Origin of the sequence: Corynebacterium aurimucosum (assembly GCF_030408555.1) — a bacterium.
GTDB classification, from domain to species: domain Bacteria; phylum Actinomycetota; class Actinomycetes; order Mycobacteriales; family Mycobacteriaceae; genus Corynebacterium; species Corynebacterium aurimucosum.
Genome location: NZ_CP047048.1, coordinates 1,585,419 through 1,606,467 on the forward strand (window position 1 = coordinate 1,585,419; position 21,049 = coordinate 1,606,467).

Consider the following 21,049-nt stretch of genomic DNA (forward strand, 5'->3'; position numbering starts at 1 on the left):
TGAGGAACAGGGCTAAAAATCATAGGTCATGGCAGCAACCGCCGCGCACGCACTGGGCGCCGCGGTGCCTCCATGACTAAAGCACAGTCCACCATGGTACGTCATGGACTGTTGTTTTCCTTAACAGACTTAAGGTACGCGCCCGCACTGTGACGAGCGCAACGCAATCTTAGAGTTTCGGGAAGCGCTCGTCGTTCTCGTCCTCCGTCTCCACTGGCGCATCAGTGTTTGCGCCGGCTGCGTCAGCGGAGCGAACGATGGCCATCGTGTCGAAAGTCATCACCGTGCCGTCCTTCACCTGCAGATCAACCTGCTCGCCGCGGGTTTCGACGACGGTGCCGTGGAGGCCGCCGGCAGTAATCACTTCCTGCCCCGCCTGCAGCGAGGATTGGAGCTTTTGCATCTGCGCCTGGCGCTTGCGCTGCGCTCGCATCGACATGAAGCTCGGCAAGATGACGAGGATGGCGAGAACAAGGAGAAGAAGAAGTTGAGTTCCGTTCATAAAAGGCCAGTGTGCCAGACCGCCCTACCTCCGGGCCAATTAAAAAAGGGTCCCGCCAACCGCTCCCTCGGGCGCCTCCAGTCCTAGGTGTTGCCATGCGGCGGCTGTTGCCACACGGCCGCGGCCGGTTCGTGAGATCATGCCGGCACGCACGAGATAGGGCTCACAGACCTCCTCCACCGTCGATGGTTCCTCGCCCACCGCGATGGCTAGGGTATTCACTCCTACGGGGCCACCGCCGTGGCCTTTGATCAAAGCCCCGAGCACCGCGCGGTCAAGACGGTCCAATCCGCGCTCATCGACGTCGAAGACCCGCAGCGCTGCCTGGGCAGCTGCAACATTAATATGTCCATCCCCGTTGACTTCGGCATAGTCTCGGACTCGGCGCAAAAGCCGGTTGGCAATACGCGGAGTTCCACGCGAGCGGGAACCAATCTCTACCGCGGCATCCTGATCGATGTCCACCTCCAGAATCCGCGCTGCACGGCTAATTACCCGGGTGAGATCCTCAGTATCGTAATACTCCATCTGCGCGGTGAAACCGAAGCGATCACGCAACGGACCAGTCAGCATGCCCGCACGAGTTGTCGCTCCTACCAGTGTAAAAGGCGGGATTTCCAGCGGGATGGACGTCGCTCCTGGGCCTTTGCCCACGATGACATCGATGCGGAAATCCTCCATTGCCATGTAGAGCATTTCCTCAGCTGGGCGGGCGATGCGGTGAATTTCATCGATGAAGAGCACATCCCCCTCCATCAGATTCGACAACATCGCCGCTAGATCCCCGGCCCTCTCCAGCGCTGGGCCCGAGGTCATACGCAAGGAGCTTCCCAGCTCTTGGGCGATGATCATCGCCATGGTGGTCTTGCCCAGCCCAGGCGGGCCGGAGAGCAATACGTGGTCCGGGGTGACACCACGGTTTTTCGCGCCATTGAGCACGAGCGATAGCTGCTCGCGCACCTTGGGTTGGCCAATGAATTCATCGAGGGACTTCGGGCGCAGCGAGCGCTCAATATCGTGCTCGCCCTGTTGCTCTGTGGCGTCCACATCCTGGTTACGCTGCGGGGGCGAGCTTAAATCCATCCCCTCCGGAAGCTTAAATTCAGTGCGTTCTACGTCTGACATGTCACCCACTCTCCCCTATTTCTTGGCGCCAAGCTGGCTCAGCGCTGCGCGCAGCACCACCGGCGTCGCCGCATCGGGTTGCTCTGCCGCCACGGATTCCACCACGGGGCGGGCCATTTTATCAGTAAAGCCCAACCCAATAAGAGCCTCAACGACATCCTCAACCACCGGCCCGGCGGCAGCCGGGGCAGCAGCCGAGAGATCCGCGCCTTCTGCCGGGGCGAAAGCCTTGACCTTATCTTTGAGCTCCAGAATCAACCGCTGTGCAACGCGTTTGCCCACTCCCGGGATTTTCTGCAAGCGTGCGGCCTCCTCCCCCGCAATCGCCTGTGCCAAATCGCCCGCGCTCATCACGGACAGAGCAGCTAGAGCCAGTTTTGGCCCCAGCCCAGAAACCGTTTGGAGGACGTGGAACATATCGCGGTCATCCTGACTGGTGAAGCCGTACAGCGTCATCGAGTCTTCCTTTACCACGAGCGTGGTCATGATCCGCGCTTCCTCGCCACGCTGTAGGGTTCCCAGCATGGCCGGGGTGGCCAGGACCTTATAGCCCACGCCAGCGCATTCCAGCACGGCATGATCAAGCTGGATGTCTAGGACGGTTCCGCGCAAAGATGCAATCATTAATAGGGTTCCTTGGTGTGAGTGGTTGTGCCAGTTAGCTTAGGAGGTCGTCTTCGCCGCCCGGGAGACGGATGCGGTACGCGGCGAGGTGCCGCGTACTCCGCTCGTTCGTGCCCCGGCCCCGACGCCAGCGCTCGCATCACCGCCGGTCATCCATGCCAGGGCTGGCGCACGCCAGCAGTGACACACGGCTAGGGCTAGGGCATCCGCAGCGTCGGCCGGCTTAGGCGCCTCACTGAGCCCCAAGATTCGAGTAATCATGGCAGTCATCTGCTTCTTATCAGCACGTCCATTGCCTGAAATTGCCTTCTTGACTTCGGAAGGGGTGTACATGTGCACCGGAATATCCCGCTCTGCTGCGGCAAGGACCAATACCCCAACCGCGTGCGCGGTCTGCATCACGGTTGAGACTTGACCGCGTTCGAATACGCGCTCGAGGGCCAAAACATCCGGCTTATAGTCATCCATCCATTCCCGGACTGCCACCGATAGTCGCTTCAGGCGCTCCCCTAAGTCCTTGTCGCTGGGGGTGCGGACGACCCCTACGGCGATGGGAATGACCCCACGCCCACGACCGGCTTGGACAACTGACAGACCGCAACGCGTCAGACCGGGATCAATGCCCATGACGCGCAACCCCTCCAAGTTCACGGCCGCCTCCTCGCCCTTGTTGCACGCGCCCTTGTGAAGCGCTTGTTTATCTAGGAACAGTGTACACACATGTGTTCTAGTCTAGGCAGTCCCCCAAGCCGCTTACTCGCCTCTCCTACTGCGCGGCGTAGAGTGGCGCGCATGTCTCAACATCCTAATGACTATTCAGAGTTTATCCGTTCCCGCCATTCACCGCGCGCATTCCTTCCGGAGCCGCTCCCCGCTGATGTCATAAAGCAGGTGCTTATCGACGCCCGATCCGCCCCCTCCAATTCCAATACCCAACCATGGAATGTGCACCTCGTCGGCGGTACGGCACTGCAAGAACTAAGCGCTGCTCTCATATCCGAATTCGATAAGAACGGCATCAACCCAGACTTCACGATTGATTACGGTCAAGGCGTTCACCCGCAGCGCTCTCAGCAATTGGCAGCCAAAATGTATGGGCTCCTCGGCATTGCGCGTGAAGATAAAGAAGCCCGCACGGAATTTATCCGTGAAAACCTTCGCTTCTTCGGTGCCCCGCACACCGCGCTGCTTTTCATTCCCCCGATGGGTGACCGCATCCGTGCCGCTTTTGACCAAGGCACCTATGCGGAGATTTTTTGCTCTCGCTCCAGGCGCACGGCTATCACGGCGTCCCGCAGGGCATGATTTCGCTGCTCGCCCCAACCGTCCGTGAGTTCCTGGGCGTGGACGAGGATTACAAACTCGTCACCGCCCTAACTTTCGGCGTAGCAGACCAGTCCAGCCCCGTGTTCAAGACTGCCCCGGGCCGCGCACCATTGTCAGAGACGGTGACTGCTCATGGCATGGAAGGCCTCGAGCTCGACTAGCCTTCTTAGTCCTCGTCCAGCTCGGCGAGGACCTCTTCGCTTAAGTCCATGTTGGTATAAACGTTCTGGACATCATCCGAATCCTCGAGAGCATCGATGAGGCGAAAGATCTTGCGGACATCATCTGCCTGCAGCGGCACCTCAACGGAAGCACGGAAGTCGGTATCGGTGTCATCGACCTCGATATCGGCAGCAACGAGCGCCTCGCGCACGGCAGGAACATCGCCCGGTGCGCAGGTGATCTCGAACTTCTCGCCGTTGTCATTGACCTCTTCGGCGCCGGCCTCGAGGACGGCGAGAAGGATGTCATCTTCACTGAGTTCGCCCTTCTCCACCATAACCAGACCGGTGCGGGAGAACATATATGCCACGGAACCGGACTCGCCGAGGTTGCCGCCATTCTTAGACATCGCAGTGCGGACGTCCGTCGCCGCACGGTTACGGTTATCCGTCAGGCACTCGATGAGCATGGCCACGCCGTTCGGGCCATAGCCCTCGTACATCACGGTTTCCCAATCGGCACCACCGGCCTCTTCGCCGGAACCGCGCTTGCGGGCGCGCTCAATGTTGTCGTTGGGAACGGAGGCCTTCTTAGCCTTCTTGATCATGTCATCAAGGGTGGGGTTGGCTGCGGGGTCACCGCCGCCGGTGCGTGCTGCCACCTCGATATTCTTGATCAGCTTGGCAAATTCCTTGCCACGCTTGGCATCGTTCGCCGCCTTCTTGTGCTTCGTTGTTGCCCATTTAGAGTGGCCTGCCATGTCATCCCTTTCGATGTGGCTTAAAAGACTTGTGTGGAAACTGTTGTAATTATACGGCCTCACCGAGCCTCCACCAGCACAGGGGGCCGTGCCCCGCCTGCATCCTAGACGTTTTGCCAATTGCCATTGGCGCTGGAGCCATCACTATCCGGATGCAAGGTGCGCGTCAGCCCCTCCTGCATCGCCACGGCCAGTAGCTCGCCGCGCTGGTTGAAAATCTTTCCCTGGGCAAGTCCCGTACCGGATTGCGCTGACGGGCTGGACTGCGAAAACAGCATCCACTCATCCACCCGCACTGGCCGCAAGAACCACAGCGCATGATCCAAGCTGGCTAGCTGAATCCTTTCGCCTTGGTGCGGAAGAAGCGCCGTGCGGATCAACGTCATGTCAGACATATACAACAACGCTACCTGGTGGAGGGATTGGTCAGAGGTAGCAGCAAGCAGGTCACCGGTGTTGCGGAACCAAATATTTCTAAACCCTGCCCCAGTGGTTTCGGCAGCGACAGCATCGCGGTCCGCGTCCGGAACGAGCCGCACATCCCAGTCTTCCCACTCCTTCAAAATGATACGGGTGGAGTAAGGCGAGTCCTTAATGATCTCCGGTGGCGGCACCTGCGGCATGTCGGCCTGATGCTCAGGACCGATATCCCCGGTCGCGTGGAAACCGGCACTGAGCATGAAGATCAAGCGATCATCCTGAAAGACGCGCACGTGGCGGTGCGCAAAAGAACGGCCGTCCCTAATCCGCTCGACCTGGATGGTGGTGGGAGCGCTGGAATCGCCCGGGCCCACGAAGTAGCAGTGCATGGAGTGCGCTAGCTTCTCATCGACAGTAAGCTGCGCTGCCCGCAGCGCCTGCGCCATGGTTTGTCCGCCGAAGGTGCGCGTAATGAGCGAGGGAACCACGGGGCCGCGGAACTCGTCTTCACCGATCCGCTCGATATCGACCGCCTGGGCCACCGATGCCATGTTCTCTCCTCTTTCCTTTCTGTTATGGCGCTCGCCACACTAACGCCGACCATCCTACTCACGTGCTGATCCGCTCTCGGAAGTTGCGTACTATATTCCGCATGACTTCAACCACCCCGCACAGCGTGCACCGTGTGGCCGCGTACCTGGAAATGTTCACGTGGGGCCTGCTGATCTTCTCCATGATCCTCAAGTACTCCGGCACGACCGAAGCACTCACCCCCATCGCGGGAGGTATCCACGGCTTTGGCTTCCTCTGTTTCCTGCTCATGACGGCGCTGGTATGGATCAATAACCGGTGGTCACTCGGCGTGGGAATTCTGGGGTTAGTCGTAACCGTAATCCCCTTCGCGGCCTTGCCCTTTGCAGTGTGGGTATCGCGGCGCGGACTCGTCGCCGGCCCGTGGCGGTTCAGCAATGCCGATGACTCAGAGCCGCACGGTGTCTTCGACACGATCTTGGCACAGGCCATTCGCCACCCGGTGCGCACCGCGCTCATCGCGCTGCTCGTCGTTGCCGTAGTGTTCAGCGTTCTGCTCATGGTGGGGCCACCCGTCGACGTCGAGTCCGCCATTGAAAATAATCGCTAAGGCCCCAAGCATCTGGCTTGGGTGGGTGCTGGCACGCCTTTTCCTTATCTACCTACTCCTCAACGAGAAGGGTCCGCTCGGGGACGTTCGGTATTACCTCGAAGGCGTCTACGGCGCGAACCCCAGCGACATGACGGAGTATCCCCAAGTCGGTACCTGGCCCAGCGTTCTGCTTGCGTGGCTTACTGGCTACGACTTTGAGCGCTATGCCATCGGTTTTACGGCAATGATGCTGCTTGCTGACGCCACTTTCCTCGCCCTCCTCCTGCACCATCACCGTTCCACCCCAGGGGCATATAGCGCTGGGTGGTTCTGGGTATTCTTCGGCACCGCGGCGGGACATGTATTTACCTGGCGGCTCGATCTCTACCCCGCCTTACTAGTTGCCGGTGCGGGCGCACTTCTGGCTACCCGCCCGCGGCTTGCCTCAGTTCTGTTGGCTTGGGCCACCGCAGCAAAGCTGTGGCCCGGTGTCCTCGCTGCCGGACTCGTCGGGCGCGCAACCTCCCGCGCTACGTGGCAGCGACTAGTCGCGTTCTTTGGAAGTCTCGTTGCCCTGTGCATCGGCGTGGCAGCAATGACCAGCGTGGACAGAGTTCTATCCCCGTTGACTTATCAAGGAGAGCGCGGCCTCCAGATCGAATCTCTGGCCGCCACCTGGTTCGTCTACCAAGCTCATCACCAGCCTGATGTGTGGACGATGGGATACGCGGCCTCGAAAAGCTTTGAGATCACCGGCCCGGGCGTCGACACAACGATTGCGCTGAGCAGCATCGCCATGGGAGCGGCCCTCGCGTGGATCGTGGGAGTGGCACTCGTGCACTTTCTGCGCGGGAATTGGAGCCCGCACTCCTCCCTCGTCTTCTTCATCGCGGCGATTCTCCTTCTCATCGCGACAAATAAGGTCTTCTCCCCGCAATACATCGTGTGGCTTGGGCCGATACTAGCGGTGGCGCTTCGCTCCCCTACTCCCACGGCGGCCACCACCCCACGGAAGGTGGCCGCTGACATTAAAGGGGTACGCGCCATCATGGCGGTGCTCGCTGTAGGAACGGCGGCCTTGGGAACCGTCATCTACCCCTATGGGTATAACTACATCTGGTTCTTTGTGGGCGAAAACCCCAACCCGGTCTACGCGCTCCTGTTGCGCAATCTGCTCATCCTGGCAATGACCGCATGTGCCGTCTACTGGCACCTGCTTGAGTACCGTGTGGCAAGAGCGAATCAGGCGCGGGTGTGACAGGGCGGGTGAATCACACGTCGATCTGACTGAGCTCAAAGTACTCCGGCAATTTCGCGGTTCCTCCCAGACGCAGCAGCTTGACGGCTGGCCGCAGGCGCAGCGCGCGGGTATCGCTGACTGCCTCGTTGTAGAAGCGATGCGCTAGGTGGATGCGACCTTCGGCGTCGGCAAGCACGGGCGGGCGTGACTCAAAGCGCTGCGCAATAGCCGCCGAAAGCTCCCGTTCCCGGGCGGCTCGTTCATCGAAATGCCCTTGCACAAGCTCCGTTGACTCTGCGCGCGCCGCGATAGCCTCAAGCTCAGGAGCCAAGGCACTTATCACTGCTGCGCGGCGATCCAGAGTGGCTTCGAGCTGCGCCAAGGCTGCGTCCGTGCGAATGTGGAGCGAGTTGAGCCGCTGCGCCGTGTACAGCGCCCACATACCTAGTACGAGGAGCACAGCGAGGGTGATAACTATCTCGATAGCCATTTATGACACCCGGACCTTTGTGCCATCCGCCACGGTCTCGTATACCTGCATGACGGCTGCGGCCACATGATCCCAGTCGTATTCGCGGGCACGCTCCACCCCCGCCCTAATCAAGGCCTGCCGCTTGTCCGCATTGATCACTAAATCCTGCAACACCCGCGCTAAGTCCGTCGCATCACCGTTCTTAAATAAGGCGCCTGCGGGTTTCTCCGAGTCTGCGTTGCACACCGCGGCGAAGGCCTCCAGATCTGAAGCCACCACTGCGCATCCAGCGGCCATTGCCTCAACAAGAACAATGCCGAAGCTCTCGCCGCCTGTATTGGGAGCCACATAAATATCAGCGCGCCCCAAAATAGCCGCCTTCTCGGCATCACTGACACGCCCCACGAAGTCAACCCCCGGAACGCGTCGCGGGTGTCCCCCGCCCATAACCGTCACCCGGACCGGCTGCGGGAGTAGCGTGAGAGCCTCAAGAAGAATGTCCAAGCCTTTTCGCGGCTCATCGAGCCGGCCCAAGAACACAATCTCAATCTCTGAATCATTCTCTTTATGCTCGGCGCGGGCACGCTCGCGCGCATAGACAGAGGTGTCGACCCCATTAGGGATGAGCACAGGGTCCCCTCCCAACTGCTCAACCTGCCAGCGCCGAGCCATCTCTGAAACCGCAATACCTCCCCGAACCTTTTCCAGATACGGACGGAGGAAAGGCTTAGCCAGGGTCAATGCCAGAGAGCTCGAGGCCGAAGCATGGTACGTCGCTACGATGGGCCCGCGCACCACTGCCAGAGCAGCCATGGAATAACTTGGGGAGTTGGGTTCATGGATATGGAGGATGTCGAAATCTCCCTCGCGGATGAAACGCTTAATATTGCGGCGCACGTGCGGGCCAATAGAGAGACGAGCCACGGATCCGTTATAGGTAATCGGCACCGCCCAGCCACCCTTGCGAACAAAGCTGGGAACCTGCGTGCTCGCCGCTGCGGGCCCGAGTACTTCCACGTGGTGTCCTTGCTCAATTAAGACAGTCGCCAAGTCAAGGATATGAGCCTGAACTCCACCGGGTTCGTCGAAGGAATAAGGGCAGATGATGCCTATGCGCATGATCTGTGTTCTGCCTTTCTACTTCTTCTGGCGAGCGGCTCGCCGCCGCTCCACATCGGCGTTCCAATGCGGCTGCAACATGTGCCAGTCTTCTGGATGTGCCCTGATGTTCTCCGCAAAGCCATCCGCAAGGCGCTGGCACGTCTCCTGCAGGTCAGTGACCTCCACCTCGGGGCTGACCGATAGCCCCCAATCCTTACCGTCAAACCACGAGTGCACGACATGGAGTGCAGCTCCTGTCTCGATGGCCAGCTGGGCGGGGCCGGCGGCAACGTTAGCCTCTTCGCCCATGAAGTCTACCGTCACACCGGTGCGCGTGAGGTCCCGCTCAGACAACAAACACACCACCCCACCGCGTTCCAGAGTGTCCTTCAGACGCGGGTAAGGAGAAGAACTGCCACCGGTCAGTGGCAGGACAGTAAAGCCAAGGCTCTCGCGGTAGTCCACGAAGGCGTCAAAAAGCACCTCTGGCTTCAAGCGCTCAGCCACCGTAGTGAAGCCGCCATAGTGCCCCACGCAGAAGACACCCGCCATGTCCCAATTACCGGAGTGCGGAAGCGCAAAAATCACCCCGCGCCCGGAAGCCACGGAGGCATCAGCATGTTCCTTGCCTCGCAGACCTGCCAATAGATGCCTCTGCAGATCCGGATCCGAATGGATAGCAGGCAGACGGAAAGCCTCGAGCCAGTAGCGCATATAGGAGCGCATCGAATCCCGCACCAACTCCCGCGTGACGTTTTCCGCCCCCACGACCCGGCTCAGGTTCTGGCGCAGCTGTTCCATGCCTTGGCCGTTGTCACTTGCCAGATCCGCGCCGCGTTCGAACAGCCAGGCTGCCAGCGGCTGGGGAAGGAAGCGCACAACCTTCCAGCACGCGATGTATGCGGCGGCGGTCAGCCGGTCACGGTCCAGTAGAGCCACGGTTCGGGAGCCTTTCTGTGTGGGCTGAGGGCGCGGTACCTTCCGGTAGAAGAGGGTGTCGGACTAAATGTGCTTCAGTTCCTTCTTGAAACGCGCCTTGGTGTCCTGACGCGCTGCTTGGCGCATACGCTGGTAAATGGTGAAGACAGAGCCCACGGCCAGCAGCCACAGGGCAACCTCGAGTGCATAAGGCACGCCCAAGCCTTCCAGCCCCACGCCGCCGAGGCCCAAGATGAGGCGCTCGGGGCGTTCGACGAGTCCGCCGACCATCTTAAAACCGGAGGCTTCGCCGCGCGCCTTGACATAAGAAATGACCTGGGAGCTCACGAGCACCACCATGCAGGCGGCGAAGTTGAGAGGGTGGGCGTTATCGACGTACACCATCCAATAGGCGATCGCTGCGAACAAAGCACCGTCAGTGATGCGATCGCAGGAGGCGTCGAGAGTCGCGCCGAAGTTGGATCCGCCGGTGGTCAGGCGCGCCATGGTGCCGTCGAGCATGTCGAAGGCAGCGAAGAGTCCCGACAGCAGCGCCGCCGCAAAGAGGTGATCAAGCGGGATCAGGATAACCGAAATAGCAATGGTGACGATTGTGCCCACGACGGTGACGACATTGGGCGTGAGCCCCACCTTCAGGAAGAGTTTGGCCACTGGGACCACAACCACGGCGGCGGGTTTGCGCCCATGAACACTAAGCATGCGCTTCTCCTGAAATGATTCCCTCGGCGGCGAGCTCCGCCCACCCCTGCGCCAACAGGGACCGGGTGTCTTTGAGGAGCTGCGGCAGCACTTTGACGCCGTCCACAATAGTCATGAAATTTGAGTCCCCGCTCCAGCGCGGAACGATGTGCATGTGCAGGTGCTGCCCCACCGAGCCGCCCGAGGCGCGCCCCAAGTTAAAGCCAGCGTTGACGGCATCGGGGCCGGAGACCTTCTTTAGGACGCGGATGGCGGCTTGGGCAAACTGAAAAAGCTCGCGAGATTCTTCCTCGGTGAGGTTTTCCAGCTCTGATTCCTGACGGTATGGGATCACCATCATGTGCCCGGCGTTATAGGGGTAGAGGTTGAGAACACAATAGACAAACTCGCCACGCGCAACGATGAGCCCGTCCTCGTCCGACATCTGTGGAATCTCCACGAACGGATTATGGGCTTCCTTGGGCACGTCGCCGGCGCCGCCCTCACGCTTGATGTAGCTCATGCGGTACGGCGCCCACAGGCGCTCTAAGCGGTCGGGGGTTCCCAGGCCGGTATCGACGTACTCTCCCACTCTGTGTGTTCTCCTTTTCTAACCTCTACCTAGATGCATCCGCCTAGACGCGTTCAGCGATAGTGTCCTTAGTCGGTTGCTCGTTGTTGCGCTCACGAACCCATGCTTCAATCACGTTGATTGCTGTCTCTACGGGCACACCGTTGACCTGGGTGCCGTCGAGGAAGCGGAAGGACACCGCGTTGGCATCCACGTCACGCTCACCGGCCAACAGCATGAATGGAACCTTGCCCGTGGTGTGGTTGCGGATCTTCTTCTGCATGCGGTCATCAGAGGTATCCACGTCAGCGCGCAGGCCGCGTGCGCGCAGCTGTGCACAGACTTCCTCGAGGTGCGGGGCGAAGGTATCGGCGACCGGGATGCCCACCACCTGGTGAGGTGCCAGCCACGCCGGGAATGCACCCGCGTAGTGCTCCAGTAGCACGCCGAAGAAACGCTCGATGGAACCGAAAAGTGCGCGGTGAATCATGATCGGGCGCTGCTTGGAACCATCCGACGCCGTGTACTCCAGTTCAAAGCGCTCCGGCAGGTTGAAGTCCAGCTGCACAGTGGACATCTGCCAGGTACGGCCGATGGCATCGCGCGCCTGAACGGAAATCTTCGGGCCGTAGAAGGCCGCGCCTGCTGGGTCCGGGACCAGCTCGAGGCCGGACTTCTCCGCCACCGACTGCAAGATAGCCGTCGAGCGCTCCCAAATCTCATCCGAGCCAACGTACTTGTTGGGGTCCTTGGTGGATAGCTCCAGGTAAAAGTCATCCAGACCGTAGTCCTTGAGCAAGGAAATGATGAACTCCAGAACCTTGGTCAGCTCGTCTTCGAGCTGCTCCGGGGTGCAGTAAATGTGCGAATCATCCTGGGTAAAGCCGCGGGCGCGGGTCAGGCCGTGGATAACGCCTGACTTCTCGTAGCGGTAGACCGTGCCGAACTCGAAGAGGCGCAGCGGCAGCTCACGGTAGGAACGACCACGAGAAGCGAAGATGAGGTTGTGCATCGGGCAGTTCATCGGCTTGGCGTAGTAATCCTGCGGCTGCTTAGTGCAGTTGCCGTCCTCATCCCACTCACCGTCGAGCTGCATCGGCGGGAACATGCCATCCGCGTAGAAGTCGAGGTGGCCGGACTTCTTGAACAGGTCTCCCTTGGTCAGGTGCGGGGTGGACACGAAAGAGTAGCCGTCCGCGATGTGGCGACGGCGGGAGTGCTCCTCCATCTCCATGCGCACGGTAGCGCCATTCGGGTGGAAGACGGGGAAGCCGGAACCAATCTCATCCGGGAAGGAAAACAGGTCCAGCTCAGCACCCAGGCGGCGGTGATCACGCTTTTCGGCCTCTTCGACCATGGTCTTGTAGGACTCCAGGGCCTCCTTGGATTCGAAGGCGGTGCCATAAATGCGCTGCAGGCCAGCCTTGGACTGGTCGCCGCGCCAGTAGGCAGCAGAGGATCGCGTCAGGGTGAAAGCCGGGATGTACTTGGTGGTCGGCACGTGCGGGCCGCGGCAAAGGTCAAACCACTCCACCTCGCCGGTGCGGGGGTTTACGTTGTCATAGTGGGTCAGATCTCCGGCGCCCACCTCGGCGGCCTCATCGGAATCTGGTTCCACGTTGCCCTTGTCCTGGACCAGCTCCAGCTTGAAGGGCTCGTTGGCCAATGCCGCTTCAGCTTCTTCGGTGGTGGCGTAGACGTGGCGCTCGAAGCGCTGGCCGCCCTTGATGATCTTCTTCATACGCTTCTCAATGGCCTTGAGGTCCTCCGGGGTGAAGGGCTCAGCGGTCTGGAAGTCGAAGTAGAAGCCATTCTCGATGGCCGGGCCAATGCCCAGCTTAGTGCCGGGGAATTCCGCCTGCACTGCCTGGGCCATGACGTGTCCGCAGGAGTGGCGGATAACGGCGCGGCCGTCTTCCTCGCAGGCAGCAACCGGGGTGAACTCGGCGTCCGTGTCCGGGGTGTGGGAAAGGTCGTAGAGGGTTCCATCGGCGCCGCGGACGACGACGACAGCTTCCGGGCCCTTGTTGGGCAGCTCATGCTCGCGCATCGCTGCTCCCACGGCAGTACCGGCGGGGACCGTGATTGGTTCGTAGTTCACCGGGACTGCTGGAATCATTTCCGCCATGACTTGGTGCGCTCCTTTGCGCTCACGCGCCGCTCGACATACCTGGCCGAGCAGCACTCAACGAGAAAGTTACAGCGGCTTAGTCTACCCCTCTTAACTGCGTATGAGCGATTCGCCCCAGAAGGTTTCGCCTTCAGTTCCGGCCGGCATGTAATACACGGCCGAACCAATGTGGCGAATCCACTCATTGAGGCGATCCGCTTCATCAAGGCGCGCTTGAATAGGCTCGAACTGCGTCGTCGGGTCCTTCTGGTAGCAGATGAAGATCAATCCCGCGTTGCTAAGTTCACCGCGCTGGGTGGTCTCCGGAGTCGGCGGCAGGTTGTAGTTATACGGGCGACGCAAAAGCTTTTGTTCTGGATGCTCTGCCGGCGGATGCGCTCTGGCGACATGCGAGTTTTCATCAATGGCTTTGAGCCCAAACTCGTTGCGGGCATCCAGATCCACCGGGTCGAACTCGTCCTTAGCGCCTATAGGAGCTCCGGTATCGAGCGTGCGCCCAGTCGAGTTCTCACGTGCCGCGCGATCAAGCTGCTCCCATGTGTCCAGGTTCATGTGAATGCGGCGTACCACCATGGCGCTGCCGCCGGCGAAGGGGCCGTCTTCGATCCACACCTGTTCGTTGAAGTCTTCATCGCTTCGGGGATTGACCGTTCCGTCCTTTTGCCCAAAGAGGTTGCGCGGAGTCATACCCTTCGGTGCGGAGCCATAGGCATGGCTGAATCCCTGTTGGATCCACGCAACATCGGCGTAATCTTTGCCCGCGCGGGTCATATGCCGCAATACGAAGGCGGCAGTGAAAGGGTCATCGCTGCAGATCTGCAGGACGATATCTGTCTGGCCCCATTCCGGGCGGAGGTCATCATGGTCAAAAGCCTGGATATCGCGCAGCCAGCTGGGCTTGGCGACGTCCACCGTGTCGAAGAATCCCTCTCCCCAACCGCACGTGACGGTGAGGTTTGCTGGGGTGGTAGACAATTCGGGTTCGAGGCTGCCCAACGGGTTCTCACCGGTGCACAGACGGCGGGCGTCTTCTGTCCACAGGCGCATGAGCGCGGCCGCGCCGCGTGCGGTGGTCCCCTTTTTCAGATTAAAGCCCACCAGTTCCACGTGCGCTTGGACCGGAGTTTGGATGCCCGCTTGGTGCTTTCCGTCGAAGGCGACGATATCGCCGCCCATGGTCTCCTCGCGGCTGTCCGGACCGGTGCTTCCGGCGTCCCCAGCCTGTGCTGCGCGGGAGGCATCCGCAGATGCCTGTCCAGGTTCATCCCCTTTCGCACAGCTTGCAAGCGCTACCGCGCTTGCCGCCACAGCACTTCCGGCGAGTAATCCACGCCGGCTGACAGGTTCCGCGAACCCGCTCATCCTTGATTTCTCCCTATCTCGTGAGAACCGACTTCTTGCCTACTTTGGCCCAGAGCACGCTAGTTTCTAGTGCGCGTGCTCTTCCTTCTTCATGTCAGACATGTCTGCGGACTCCGAGTGGTCCATGTGCTCTGCATGGTCCATGGATCCGTGGTCCATACCGCCGTAGTCTTCGTCGCCGGCACCAATGGTGCGCACCGGGATATCGCCGAGCTCGACGGAGGAACCGTCGGCAAGCTCCAGCGTGAGGGTGGCAGTCTCACCGGCCATAACAGGCTCGGTCACGCCCATCAACATGAAGTGGAAACCGCCCGGCGCGAGCTCAATGGATTCGCCGGCAGGGATATCGAAGCCGCCCTCCTTCTCCTGCATGACGCCATCGACAACCTCATGGATCTCATAGTGCTTCGCCTTCACCGAAGAGCTGAAGCCAACCACGTTGATATCCTTGTCCGTGTTGTTGTGGAGCGTGCCGAAGATAGCGGTCATATCGGAGTCCTTCTCCATGGCGCGCACAACAGCATCCTCGAACGTTACGCCAGACTCAGCGGAGGAAGAAGCCGAAGTACTGGTCTCTGCGTTCTTGTCCTGCTCCGCGCTGCTTGCGGCGCTCGACGGAGCTGCGGCGGAATCCTCTTCGCTCGGGGAGCAAGCCGCCAAGGTCAGGCTGCCGGCTGCGAGGGCCGCCACGGAGACACGGAGGAAAGAACGGGTATTCAGCATGGGACATGCCTTTCTGCAGTAACAGTAGTTAAGGAAAGTACGGATTGACCCTCGCCTCATCGGAGGCTGGTGGTGTTTAGCCTTCTGAGCCTTCTCCACCAGCGCGGCGGGTCTTTGCTCCGAAGGCAAAAAGCGCTGCGCCGACAACGAGAACTGCCCCTACGCCAATGATCCATCTGGCCGCGGTGGGCAAGGAGCTCAGCGGATCCTGAGACTCCTGCGCCTCTTCGCCTTCCTTGGCACCATCAGCAGAAGCATCTGCAGCCTCATGTCCGCCGGCCCCAGAGCCCACGCTAAACGGCACGGAACCGAGCGTGGAGTGGCCATCGGAGGAGGTAATGCGGAAACCTACCTGGTATTCACCATCGCCAGGTTCGATGTCCTGAGGAACCTCAACGGTGAGATTGCGGCCATCAATGGTTGGGGTGGCGTCAAAGAGCACCTCGCCGCTTGACTTATCGCTCACGGCAAAAGTATTGAAGTCATCCCGGGGAATACCAGAGAACTCTAGTGTGATTTCACGCGGAAACTCTTCCAGCGGTGCGTCACCCACCACGTTTCCGCCAATGACTGAGTCATGTGCCACCGCTAGCGGCGCGGACAACCCAATCGCAAGGCCCGCGGCCCCAGCGGCAATTCCCGTAGTGACCTGACGCAGCTGCATTTCCCGGACTACTCCTTGATGGTCTGATGAAACTTTTGATTGAAGGCTCCCTCATCCTATCGCCGGGAGGGATCCTCGAGCCAATCCTCACCCCGCGCGAAATGCGCGAGGTTACCAAGTAGTCGTTGCACGCGGCGGAAAAGTTCCCAGCCCTCTCCAGCAGCAAGGTCGTGTTTCTTATAAGACTTCTAGTGGCTACGTCCGCGCAGAAGGATAACTACCAGGATGATTACGGCAACAGCGATGATGCCCAGCGCAGCGGCTAAGAGATAGCCAAGAATGCCAAAGCCAAAGCCTTCATCCTCATCGGCGCTTGCTGCTTGGTCCACTTTTCCTTCGTCACCATCACTCTTCGGTGCCTCAGTCTGGTCCTTGACGGGTTCATAGATTGGGCCTTGGATTGGCTCCCCCAACACCTTGGACGTGAGGTAATACTTCATGGTGGCACGTTTGTCAGTGAAATTGCCTTCACTATCCGCTAGATTATTCCCCGTACCTGCATCTAGTGTCACCACGATGTAGTAGTCACCCTCCAACCAGTTCGCGTTGCCATAAGAGGGTGCAGAATCCGAGCTGAAGCGGTTAGTGAAAGCAATAGGGTTTGCTGCCGAGACCGATCCCTCGTCCCCCTCATCGGGCCAGATCAAAGACTCATGCTCTCCAGCTTTCTCACGAACTGGATTGAGGATAGACACATCGAGGCCTGAGTACTGGAGAGCCTTCTTATCCGAAGCCTCTCCAGCTCTAATTGCGGCAGCCAACTGCTGTCCTTCCTTCATGGGGACCTTGTAGACGTGCGCTTCGCCCTGAACAATGTCGGTTTCGATGGCCTGACCGCTGCGAAGCTCCGTGGCATTGTCAAACCAGTTTCCGGGAGCCATCTGTTCAGCATCGTTGGCGTTGGCATGGAGTTCGCCGTCCAGCTCGCTGCTAAGACCACTAACAAGCTCGTCAATGTTGGATACTGGGTCAACACGGTGAAGCAGAATCTCCACGTCGAAAGGTTCATCGGCCTTGTACTGGCCTGCGCGCATCGCCGTCAAGACCAAGTCGCCCTGGCAATTCTTGGAACCGATTTCGTAGGTATAAGCGCTAGCGTTTGCCAAGGCCTCAGATACAGTGCCGGTGTTCGCACTTTCCCAGTCAGCTGTGCAATCATCTGAGCCTTCGTCGCCACCATGCGTACCCGTTGGCGGTTCTGTACCATCGCCGAAAAATGTCTTCAAATACAGGTCGTTCGGTGTTCCCACTGCACCTTCAAGTGTCTTGTACATCGTCGCCACATAGCGCTCACCCGGCTTGACGGGGATCGACCATGACTCAGCATGGAAATCGGTGCGAGATTCCTCGCCGCCGTTCGGTGGGGCATCCAACTCCGCGCGGAAGATGAAGTCCTCACCAGACTCCCAGCGTGGAAGCTGCGTTGGTCGGCTGATGTCTTCGGTGCCTTCAATCTGTTCAACATCGGATTGATAGATGTCCGCGGCGCGCCCTGCTGCCTTCTTGATCATCGCTGCCAATGAGTCTGCATCATCGGCGTCAAGATACTCGCCGCCAGCGGCATCTGCAATACAGGAGAGCTCCTTTCGGGCCTCCTCATCGACGTTAAAACCAATGGTGTTGATGACCAGATCGACGCCCTGCTCGTGAAGCTCTTTGGCCACCTCACATACTGGCGGCGGCGCACAGGTATCGATTCCATCAGAGACAAGCACAATGGTGCCGTGCTGGCCACCCAATTCCTCGGCGGCCTTCTTCAGGGAATCACCGATCGGGGTGTAGCCCTTTGCATGGAGCGCATCGATCGGGCCAGTGAAAGAATCCCCTACATCCTCTTTGGGGCCACTGACCACGTGGATGTCTTGGCACCCTGCTTCCTGATTCTCTGGTGCTTCGTCGACCGTGCCGCCGTAAGTAACAAGACCTAGTGGGATAGTCCCACCAAGCTCAGAGACGAACTTCTTCGTTGCGTCCTTCGCGGCGTCGAGGCGGGTCTGCCCGCCAGCGTCTTGCGCATTCATCGAGCCAGAAGAATCGAGAACAAGCATCGTCGCGCCGCTCTCGGGATCTGCGGCGTCCCCATCGGGGCCGGACTCCGGGTTATTCGTGGTAGCGGCCTCGGAGCTCGGAGCTGTGCTGGACGACACCCCGGTCGGATTCTGCGCAGACGCTGGCACCGCAACGACGGTGAGAAACGCGATGAGTAGCGCTGCGAGAATAGCAAAGACCCCGCGTAACAGGCCCTGCGGGGAAGACGAAGGTGGAGAAAAGGCTTTCATGATGTCTACTTCCTTGAGACGACAAGACTGTGAGAAACATCATAAACAGCTGACTGGAAGTTCTCTCGCTGACGGGGAAGAGCCCCCTCACCCCCCTTAATCCTTAACCCCCCTTAAAATCCGGGAGACAGAAAACTAAAAGTGCCCCTCCAATTTGGAGGGGCACTCGATGTGGAGCGGATGACGAGACTCGAACTCGCGACCCTCACCTTGGCAAGGTGATGCGCTACCAACTGCGCTACATCCGCGTGACGAGCTCTCGCTCGTCGTGGGCTCCTAGTGGAAACCCTGTGCGCGATACTGGGATTGAACCAGTGACCTCTTCCGTGTCAGGGAAGCGCTCTCCCGCTGAGCTAAACGCGCTCACGGCACCCAGAGTTGGGCGCCTGCTCTTGAGGTGGAAACGGGAATCGAACCCGTGTGCACGGTTTTGCAGACCGTTGCCTCACCACTCGGCCATTCCACCGTGGCGATACCGCCTCACACACTACATGTGCTGGAGCGGATGACGAGACTCGAACTCGCGACCCTCACCTTGGCAAGGTGATGCGCTACCAACTGCGCTACATCCGCATTCGAAACCAGGCCCGGTTTCTAGGACTAAGTCCTTGTGCGCGATACTGGGATTGAACCAGTGACCTCTTCCGTGTCAGGGAAGCGCTCTCCCACTGAGCTAATCGCGCCTATGCATTTATCAAGACTCTTACTTGAACCTAGCCAAGTGACCTTGACTTCAAGAAAGTCCTGGAGCGGATGACGAGACTCGAACTCGCGACCCTCACCTTGGCAAGGTGATGCGCTACCAACTGCGCTACATCCGCATTGCACGTTCCCGGCCGGTATGCCGTGGTGCGAGAAGAAACTTTATCGTGCGCCGCCCCAGTTTCCAAATCCGCAGCCCACGGCACTAATCCCCTGACTTCCAACAGGATTCAGATTACATCAGTGTGATTGAGACTGCAGTTACAACGGACACGGCAGGGATGGCGGTTGCAAGCCCCCTTATTAACTCCATCAAGGCTCTAGTGCCGACAAGCCACAAATTAAAACACGGTTGAGCTGGACGATTAGGGGTTTCCATATGCGCGGTGTACTTTAAAGCCTGCACCGAGGTTCTATAGCTCAGTGGGAGAGCGTTCCGTTCACACCGGAAAGGTCGCTGGTTCAATCCCAGCTAGGACCACCATTATTACTGCGAGTCAGCAACATGCAGTACTGGATAAAAGCCTCCACGTGGAGATGATGAGGATAATAAACCTGCATTCATCCTTTCTCGCGGGGGTGTTTTCTCGTTGCGCCTCATACTGACCACCGGAGCTAGACGCATACCGGCTTAAGGGACATTTCGTGTGGATTTGCGGCGTGTCGCACTAAGGGACATTTCGTGTGGATTTAGGAGCGTCCGGCCCAGCCTTTTCTTATGCCTAAGCTGGGGTTCCATTCGCTGTCGATGTGGATGTCGTATGTGGCTGGTCGCCCGTCTGGGTGGCCGCGTCGTGTGAGTTCTTCTCTTGCCCAGGCTGCGCGTGCTGCTTTTTCTCCTTGGCGTCCGAAGTCTTGTTGCTTGGCTAACTCCAGTGGCGCTACAGGGTCTTCGGTGTGGGTGTAGAGCCACCAGTCCATGGTGATGCGCTGATGCTCATCGAACATGCCACGATGGTTTCCGGCTAAGTCTTTGAGTTGTTTGTTGATGCCGCCTTCCAGCAGGTTCGTGGTGGCTTTTAAGTCTTGCGTGACACCTTCAGGCGGGTCAAGGAAGGTAAATAATTGTCCGGCGTGGATGAGCTTTTCTAGCCGTTTTAGAGCCCTGCGGGCGTTGCGGTGGGTGTACCACCATTTCTGGTTGGGGCTGACCCATTTCGGTACTTGGCCTGCCGGTATAGCACTGCGGTAGGTTCGCTCTTTAAGCCAATCAGCAAAGGTAATGCGGGTGTGGTGGACTGCAGCTGTAAACCGCGCAGCATCTTCACGGTTGCGTACTTGGACAAGCATGTAGCCCAGTTTCCGGATTGCTTTATGCGCTGGGTGAATCGGGTTGCGGCTGATATCAGCAAAAGTGTTGCGCTGGACGTGAACTAGGCAGCGCTGAATGGCAACGTCGGGCCATTTAGTGCGCAGTGCCTTGAGCGCTCCGCCTGCCCCGTCGGTGGTGACGATGAGTGGTTGCGCGATTTTGTCGAGCAGTTTCAGGTACTCGTATGAGCTTTCACGCAGGCACCAATGCCAGGCGATGACGTGTGTATTGGTGCAGGCTACCAACAGGCATTTCTTGTGAAAGTAGGTGCCGTCGATAAAGACCTGATCGTAAACACGATAGGGGTCAGAAGAAGTGGGCACGGTGATAAACCACAGCAGCTTAAACCACCGGGTCAAAGTCCGCCTTGTTACCCCAAGGCGCTTGGCTAAATGGTCTGCAGATTCGCCGGAGAGAATCCAGTCAATAAAGATTTTGAAATGCCGAATCTCGCTGGCGTGTGCGCGGGTATTAATCGATGAAACGTTGCATTTAGGACATAGCCAGCGTTGGGTTCCTGCCGCGGTCTTGCCGTTCTTAACCAGTCCATGGCCGCACACGTCACACGACGGCCGATTCCTATTAGCCATAGGAATTGGCCTTACCGCACCAGCAGCAGTCCTCCTATCACAGACCTAGGACTATCCAGTGTTGATTTCACAGATCGGGCCGTTGGAACCGATCCAAAATCAAGATCACCGCATTATCCCAGGCTGCCCCAGGAATCCGTATCGGTTTATCCACACGAAATGTCCCTTAAGCCCGCATACCTTAACGCGTTGGGGTCACGGCACGGTCGAACAAGCCTGCACAACATTGAACCTGCCCCCCTG

Annotated in this window: 21 protein-coding genes and 7 tRNA genes; 5 read left to right on the forward strand and 23 right to left on the reverse strand. The window is 59.2% G+C overall.

All coding sequences use genetic code 11. The annotated features are described in order from the left end of the window. Positions 1–169: 169 nt before the first annotated feature. Genes yajC through ruvC form a run of 4 tightly spaced genes read right to left on the reverse strand, consistent with a single transcriptional unit; the run spans position 170 to position 2,902 of the window. Positions 170–502 (reverse strand): preprotein translocase subunit YajC, encoded by a 333-nt coding sequence (gene yajC, locus CAURIM_RS07430; protein ID WP_070644898.1) that lies wholly within the window; start codon positions 500–502, stop codon positions 170–172. Positions 503–541: 39 nt separating this feature from the next. Next, positions 542–1,627, reverse strand: coding sequence for a Holliday junction branch migration DNA helicase RuvB (gene ruvB / locus CAURIM_RS07435; RefSeq protein WP_070446798.1), 1,086 nt, complete (start codon positions 1,625–1,627; stop codon positions 542–544). Positions 1,628–1,642: 15 nt separating this feature from the next. Next, the gene (gene ruvA / locus CAURIM_RS07440) at positions 1,643–2,251 is read right to left on the reverse strand and encodes a Holliday junction branch migration protein RuvA (RefSeq protein WP_070446796.1); all 609 of its coding nucleotides are present in this window, start codon (positions 2,249–2,251) and stop codon (positions 1,643–1,645) included. 39 nt (positions 2,252–2,290) lie between these two features. After that, the gene (gene ruvC / locus CAURIM_RS07445) at positions 2,291–2,902 is read right to left on the reverse strand and encodes a crossover junction endodeoxyribonuclease RuvC (protein ID WP_201829553.1); all 612 of its coding nucleotides are present in this window, start codon (positions 2,900–2,902) and stop codon (positions 2,291–2,293) included. Positions 2,903–3,043: 141 nt separating this feature from the next. Here ruvC and CAURIM_RS07450 point away from each other — a divergent pair, with 141 nt between their 5' ends. Together CAURIM_RS07450 and CAURIM_RS07455 are read left to right on the forward strand one after the other, a co-directional pair. Further along, positions 3,044–3,556: a nitroreductase family protein gene (locus CAURIM_RS07450; RefSeq protein WP_236659261.1), complete on the forward strand. Its 513-nt coding sequence runs from the start codon at positions 3,044–3,046 to the stop codon at positions 3,554–3,556. Further along, the gene (locus CAURIM_RS07455) at positions 3,553–3,738 is read left to right on the forward strand and encodes a hypothetical protein (RefSeq protein WP_236659260.1); all 186 of its coding nucleotides are present in this window, start codon (positions 3,553–3,555) and stop codon (positions 3,736–3,738) included. Before CAURIM_RS07450 ends, CAURIM_RS07455 begins: the two co-directional genes overlap by 4 nt. A gap of 5 nt (positions 3,739–3,743) precedes the next feature. Here the strand turns inward: CAURIM_RS07455 and CAURIM_RS07460 are convergent, their stop codons facing one another. Next, on the reverse strand, positions 3,744–4,499 hold the full coding sequence (locus CAURIM_RS07460) for a YebC/PmpR family DNA-binding transcriptional regulator (protein ID WP_201828084.1): 756 nt from the start codon (positions 4,497–4,499) through the stop codon (positions 3,744–3,746). A 104-nt stretch (positions 4,500–4,603) separates the two neighbouring features. Next, on the reverse strand, positions 4,604–5,470 hold the full coding sequence (locus tag CAURIM_RS07465; RefSeq protein WP_070446793.1) for an acyl-CoA thioesterase: 867 nt from the start codon (positions 5,468–5,470) through the stop codon (positions 4,604–4,606). Between the two features lie 101 nt (positions 5,471–5,571). Between CAURIM_RS07465 and CAURIM_RS07470 the strand changes: the two genes are divergently transcribed. Both CAURIM_RS07470 and CAURIM_RS07475 read left to right on the forward strand, forming a co-directional pair. Next, positions 5,572–6,060 carry a DUF3817 domain-containing protein gene (locus CAURIM_RS07470; protein WP_070446792.1) on the forward strand — a complete coding sequence of 163 codons (489 nt, stop codon included), beginning with the start codon at positions 5,572–5,574 and terminating at the stop codon, positions 6,058–6,060. Positions 6,061–6,085: 25 nt separating this feature from the next. Then, positions 6,086–7,300, forward strand: a complete 1,215-nt coding sequence (locus CAURIM_RS07475) for a DUF2029 domain-containing protein (RefSeq protein ID WP_070446791.1) — start codon at positions 6,086–6,088, stop codon at positions 7,298–7,300. A 13-nt stretch (positions 7,301–7,313) separates the two neighbouring features. Here CAURIM_RS07475 and CAURIM_RS07480 read toward each other — a convergent pair whose 3' ends face one another. The 16 genes from CAURIM_RS07480 to CAURIM_RS07555 form a co-directional block, all read right to left on the reverse strand. Further along, positions 7,314–7,772: a hypothetical protein gene (locus CAURIM_RS07480; RefSeq protein WP_070446790.1), complete on the reverse strand. Its 459-nt coding sequence runs from the start codon at positions 7,770–7,772 to the stop codon at positions 7,314–7,316. After that, positions 7,773–8,873, reverse strand: coding sequence for a glycosyltransferase family 4 protein (locus tag CAURIM_RS07485; RefSeq protein ID WP_201828082.1), 1,101 nt, complete (start codon positions 8,871–8,873; stop codon positions 7,773–7,775). A gap of 18 nt (positions 8,874–8,891) precedes the next feature. Further along, on the reverse strand, positions 8,892–9,794 hold the full coding sequence (locus CAURIM_RS07490) for a phosphatidylinositol mannoside acyltransferase (RefSeq protein WP_070446788.1): 903 nt from the start codon (positions 9,792–9,794) through the stop codon (positions 8,892–8,894). 63 nt (positions 9,795–9,857) lie between these two features. Further along, positions 9,858–10,493 carry a phosphatidylinositol phosphate synthase gene (gene pgsA, locus CAURIM_RS07495; protein ID WP_070446787.1) on the reverse strand — a complete coding sequence of 212 codons (636 nt, stop codon included), beginning with the start codon at positions 10,491–10,493 and terminating at the stop codon, positions 9,858–9,860. Next, on the reverse strand, positions 10,486–11,064 hold the full coding sequence (locus tag CAURIM_RS07500) for an ATP adenylyltransferase (protein WP_070446786.1): 579 nt from the start codon (positions 11,062–11,064) through the stop codon (positions 10,486–10,488). Before CAURIM_RS07500 ends, pgsA begins: the two co-directional genes overlap by 8 nt. 43 nt (positions 11,065–11,107) lie before the next feature. Next, a complete protein-coding gene (gene thrS / locus CAURIM_RS07505) occupies positions 11,108–13,171 on the reverse strand; it encodes a threonine--tRNA ligase (RefSeq protein ID WP_201828080.1) in 2,064 nt (687 codons plus the stop codon). A gap of 93 nt (positions 13,172–13,264) precedes the next feature. Next, positions 13,265–14,536, reverse strand: coding sequence for a Dyp-type peroxidase (locus tag CAURIM_RS07510; RefSeq protein ID WP_070719200.1), 1,272 nt, complete (start codon positions 14,534–14,536; stop codon positions 13,265–13,267). Positions 14,537–14,602: 66 nt separating this feature from the next. Then, entirely contained in the window at positions 14,603–15,259 is a 657-nt protein-coding gene (locus CAURIM_RS07515) for a copper chaperone PCu(A)C (RefSeq protein WP_201828078.1), read from the reverse strand. Positions 15,260–15,335: 76 nt separating this feature from the next. Then, complete coding sequence (locus CAURIM_RS07520; RefSeq protein WP_070711296.1) at positions 15,336–15,923, reverse strand: copper resistance CopC family protein; 588 nt, start codon at positions 15,921–15,923, stop codon at positions 15,336–15,338. Between the two features lie 188 nt (positions 15,924–16,111). Next, positions 16,112–18,202, reverse strand: a complete 2,091-nt coding sequence (locus CAURIM_RS07525) for a vWA domain-containing protein (RefSeq protein ID WP_201828075.1) — start codon at positions 18,200–18,202, stop codon at positions 16,112–16,114. Positions 18,203–18,374: 172 nt separating this feature from the next. After that, positions 18,375–18,450, reverse strand: a tRNA-Gly gene (locus tag CAURIM_RS07530). Positions 18,451–18,493: 43 nt separating this feature from the next. Further along, a tRNA-Val gene (locus CAURIM_RS07535) sits at positions 18,494–18,565 on the reverse strand. Between the two features lie 32 nt (positions 18,566–18,597). Beyond that, a tRNA-Cys gene (locus CAURIM_RS07540) sits at positions 18,598–18,668 on the reverse strand. 31 nt (positions 18,669–18,699) lie between these two features. After that, positions 18,700–18,775, reverse strand: a tRNA-Gly gene (locus CAURIM_RS07545). Between the two features lie 38 nt (positions 18,776–18,813). After that, a tRNA-Val gene (locus CAURIM_RS07550) sits at positions 18,814–18,885 on the reverse strand. 62 nt (positions 18,886–18,947) lie between these two features. Beyond that, positions 18,948–19,023: transfer RNA gene (locus CAURIM_RS07555), tRNA-Gly, on the reverse strand. A 290-nt stretch (positions 19,024–19,313) separates the two neighbouring features. Here CAURIM_RS07555 and CAURIM_RS07560 point away from each other — a divergent pair. After that, a tRNA-Val gene (locus tag CAURIM_RS07560) sits at positions 19,314–19,388 on the forward strand. 206 nt (positions 19,389–19,594) lie between these two features. Here the strand turns inward: CAURIM_RS07560 and CAURIM_RS07565 are convergent. Continuing rightward, positions 19,595–20,806: an IS1249 family transposase gene (locus tag CAURIM_RS07565; RefSeq protein ID WP_201828073.1), complete on the reverse strand. Its 1,212-nt coding sequence runs from the start codon at positions 20,804–20,806 to the stop codon at positions 19,595–19,597. Between the last annotated feature and the right edge of the window lie 243 nt (positions 20,807–21,049).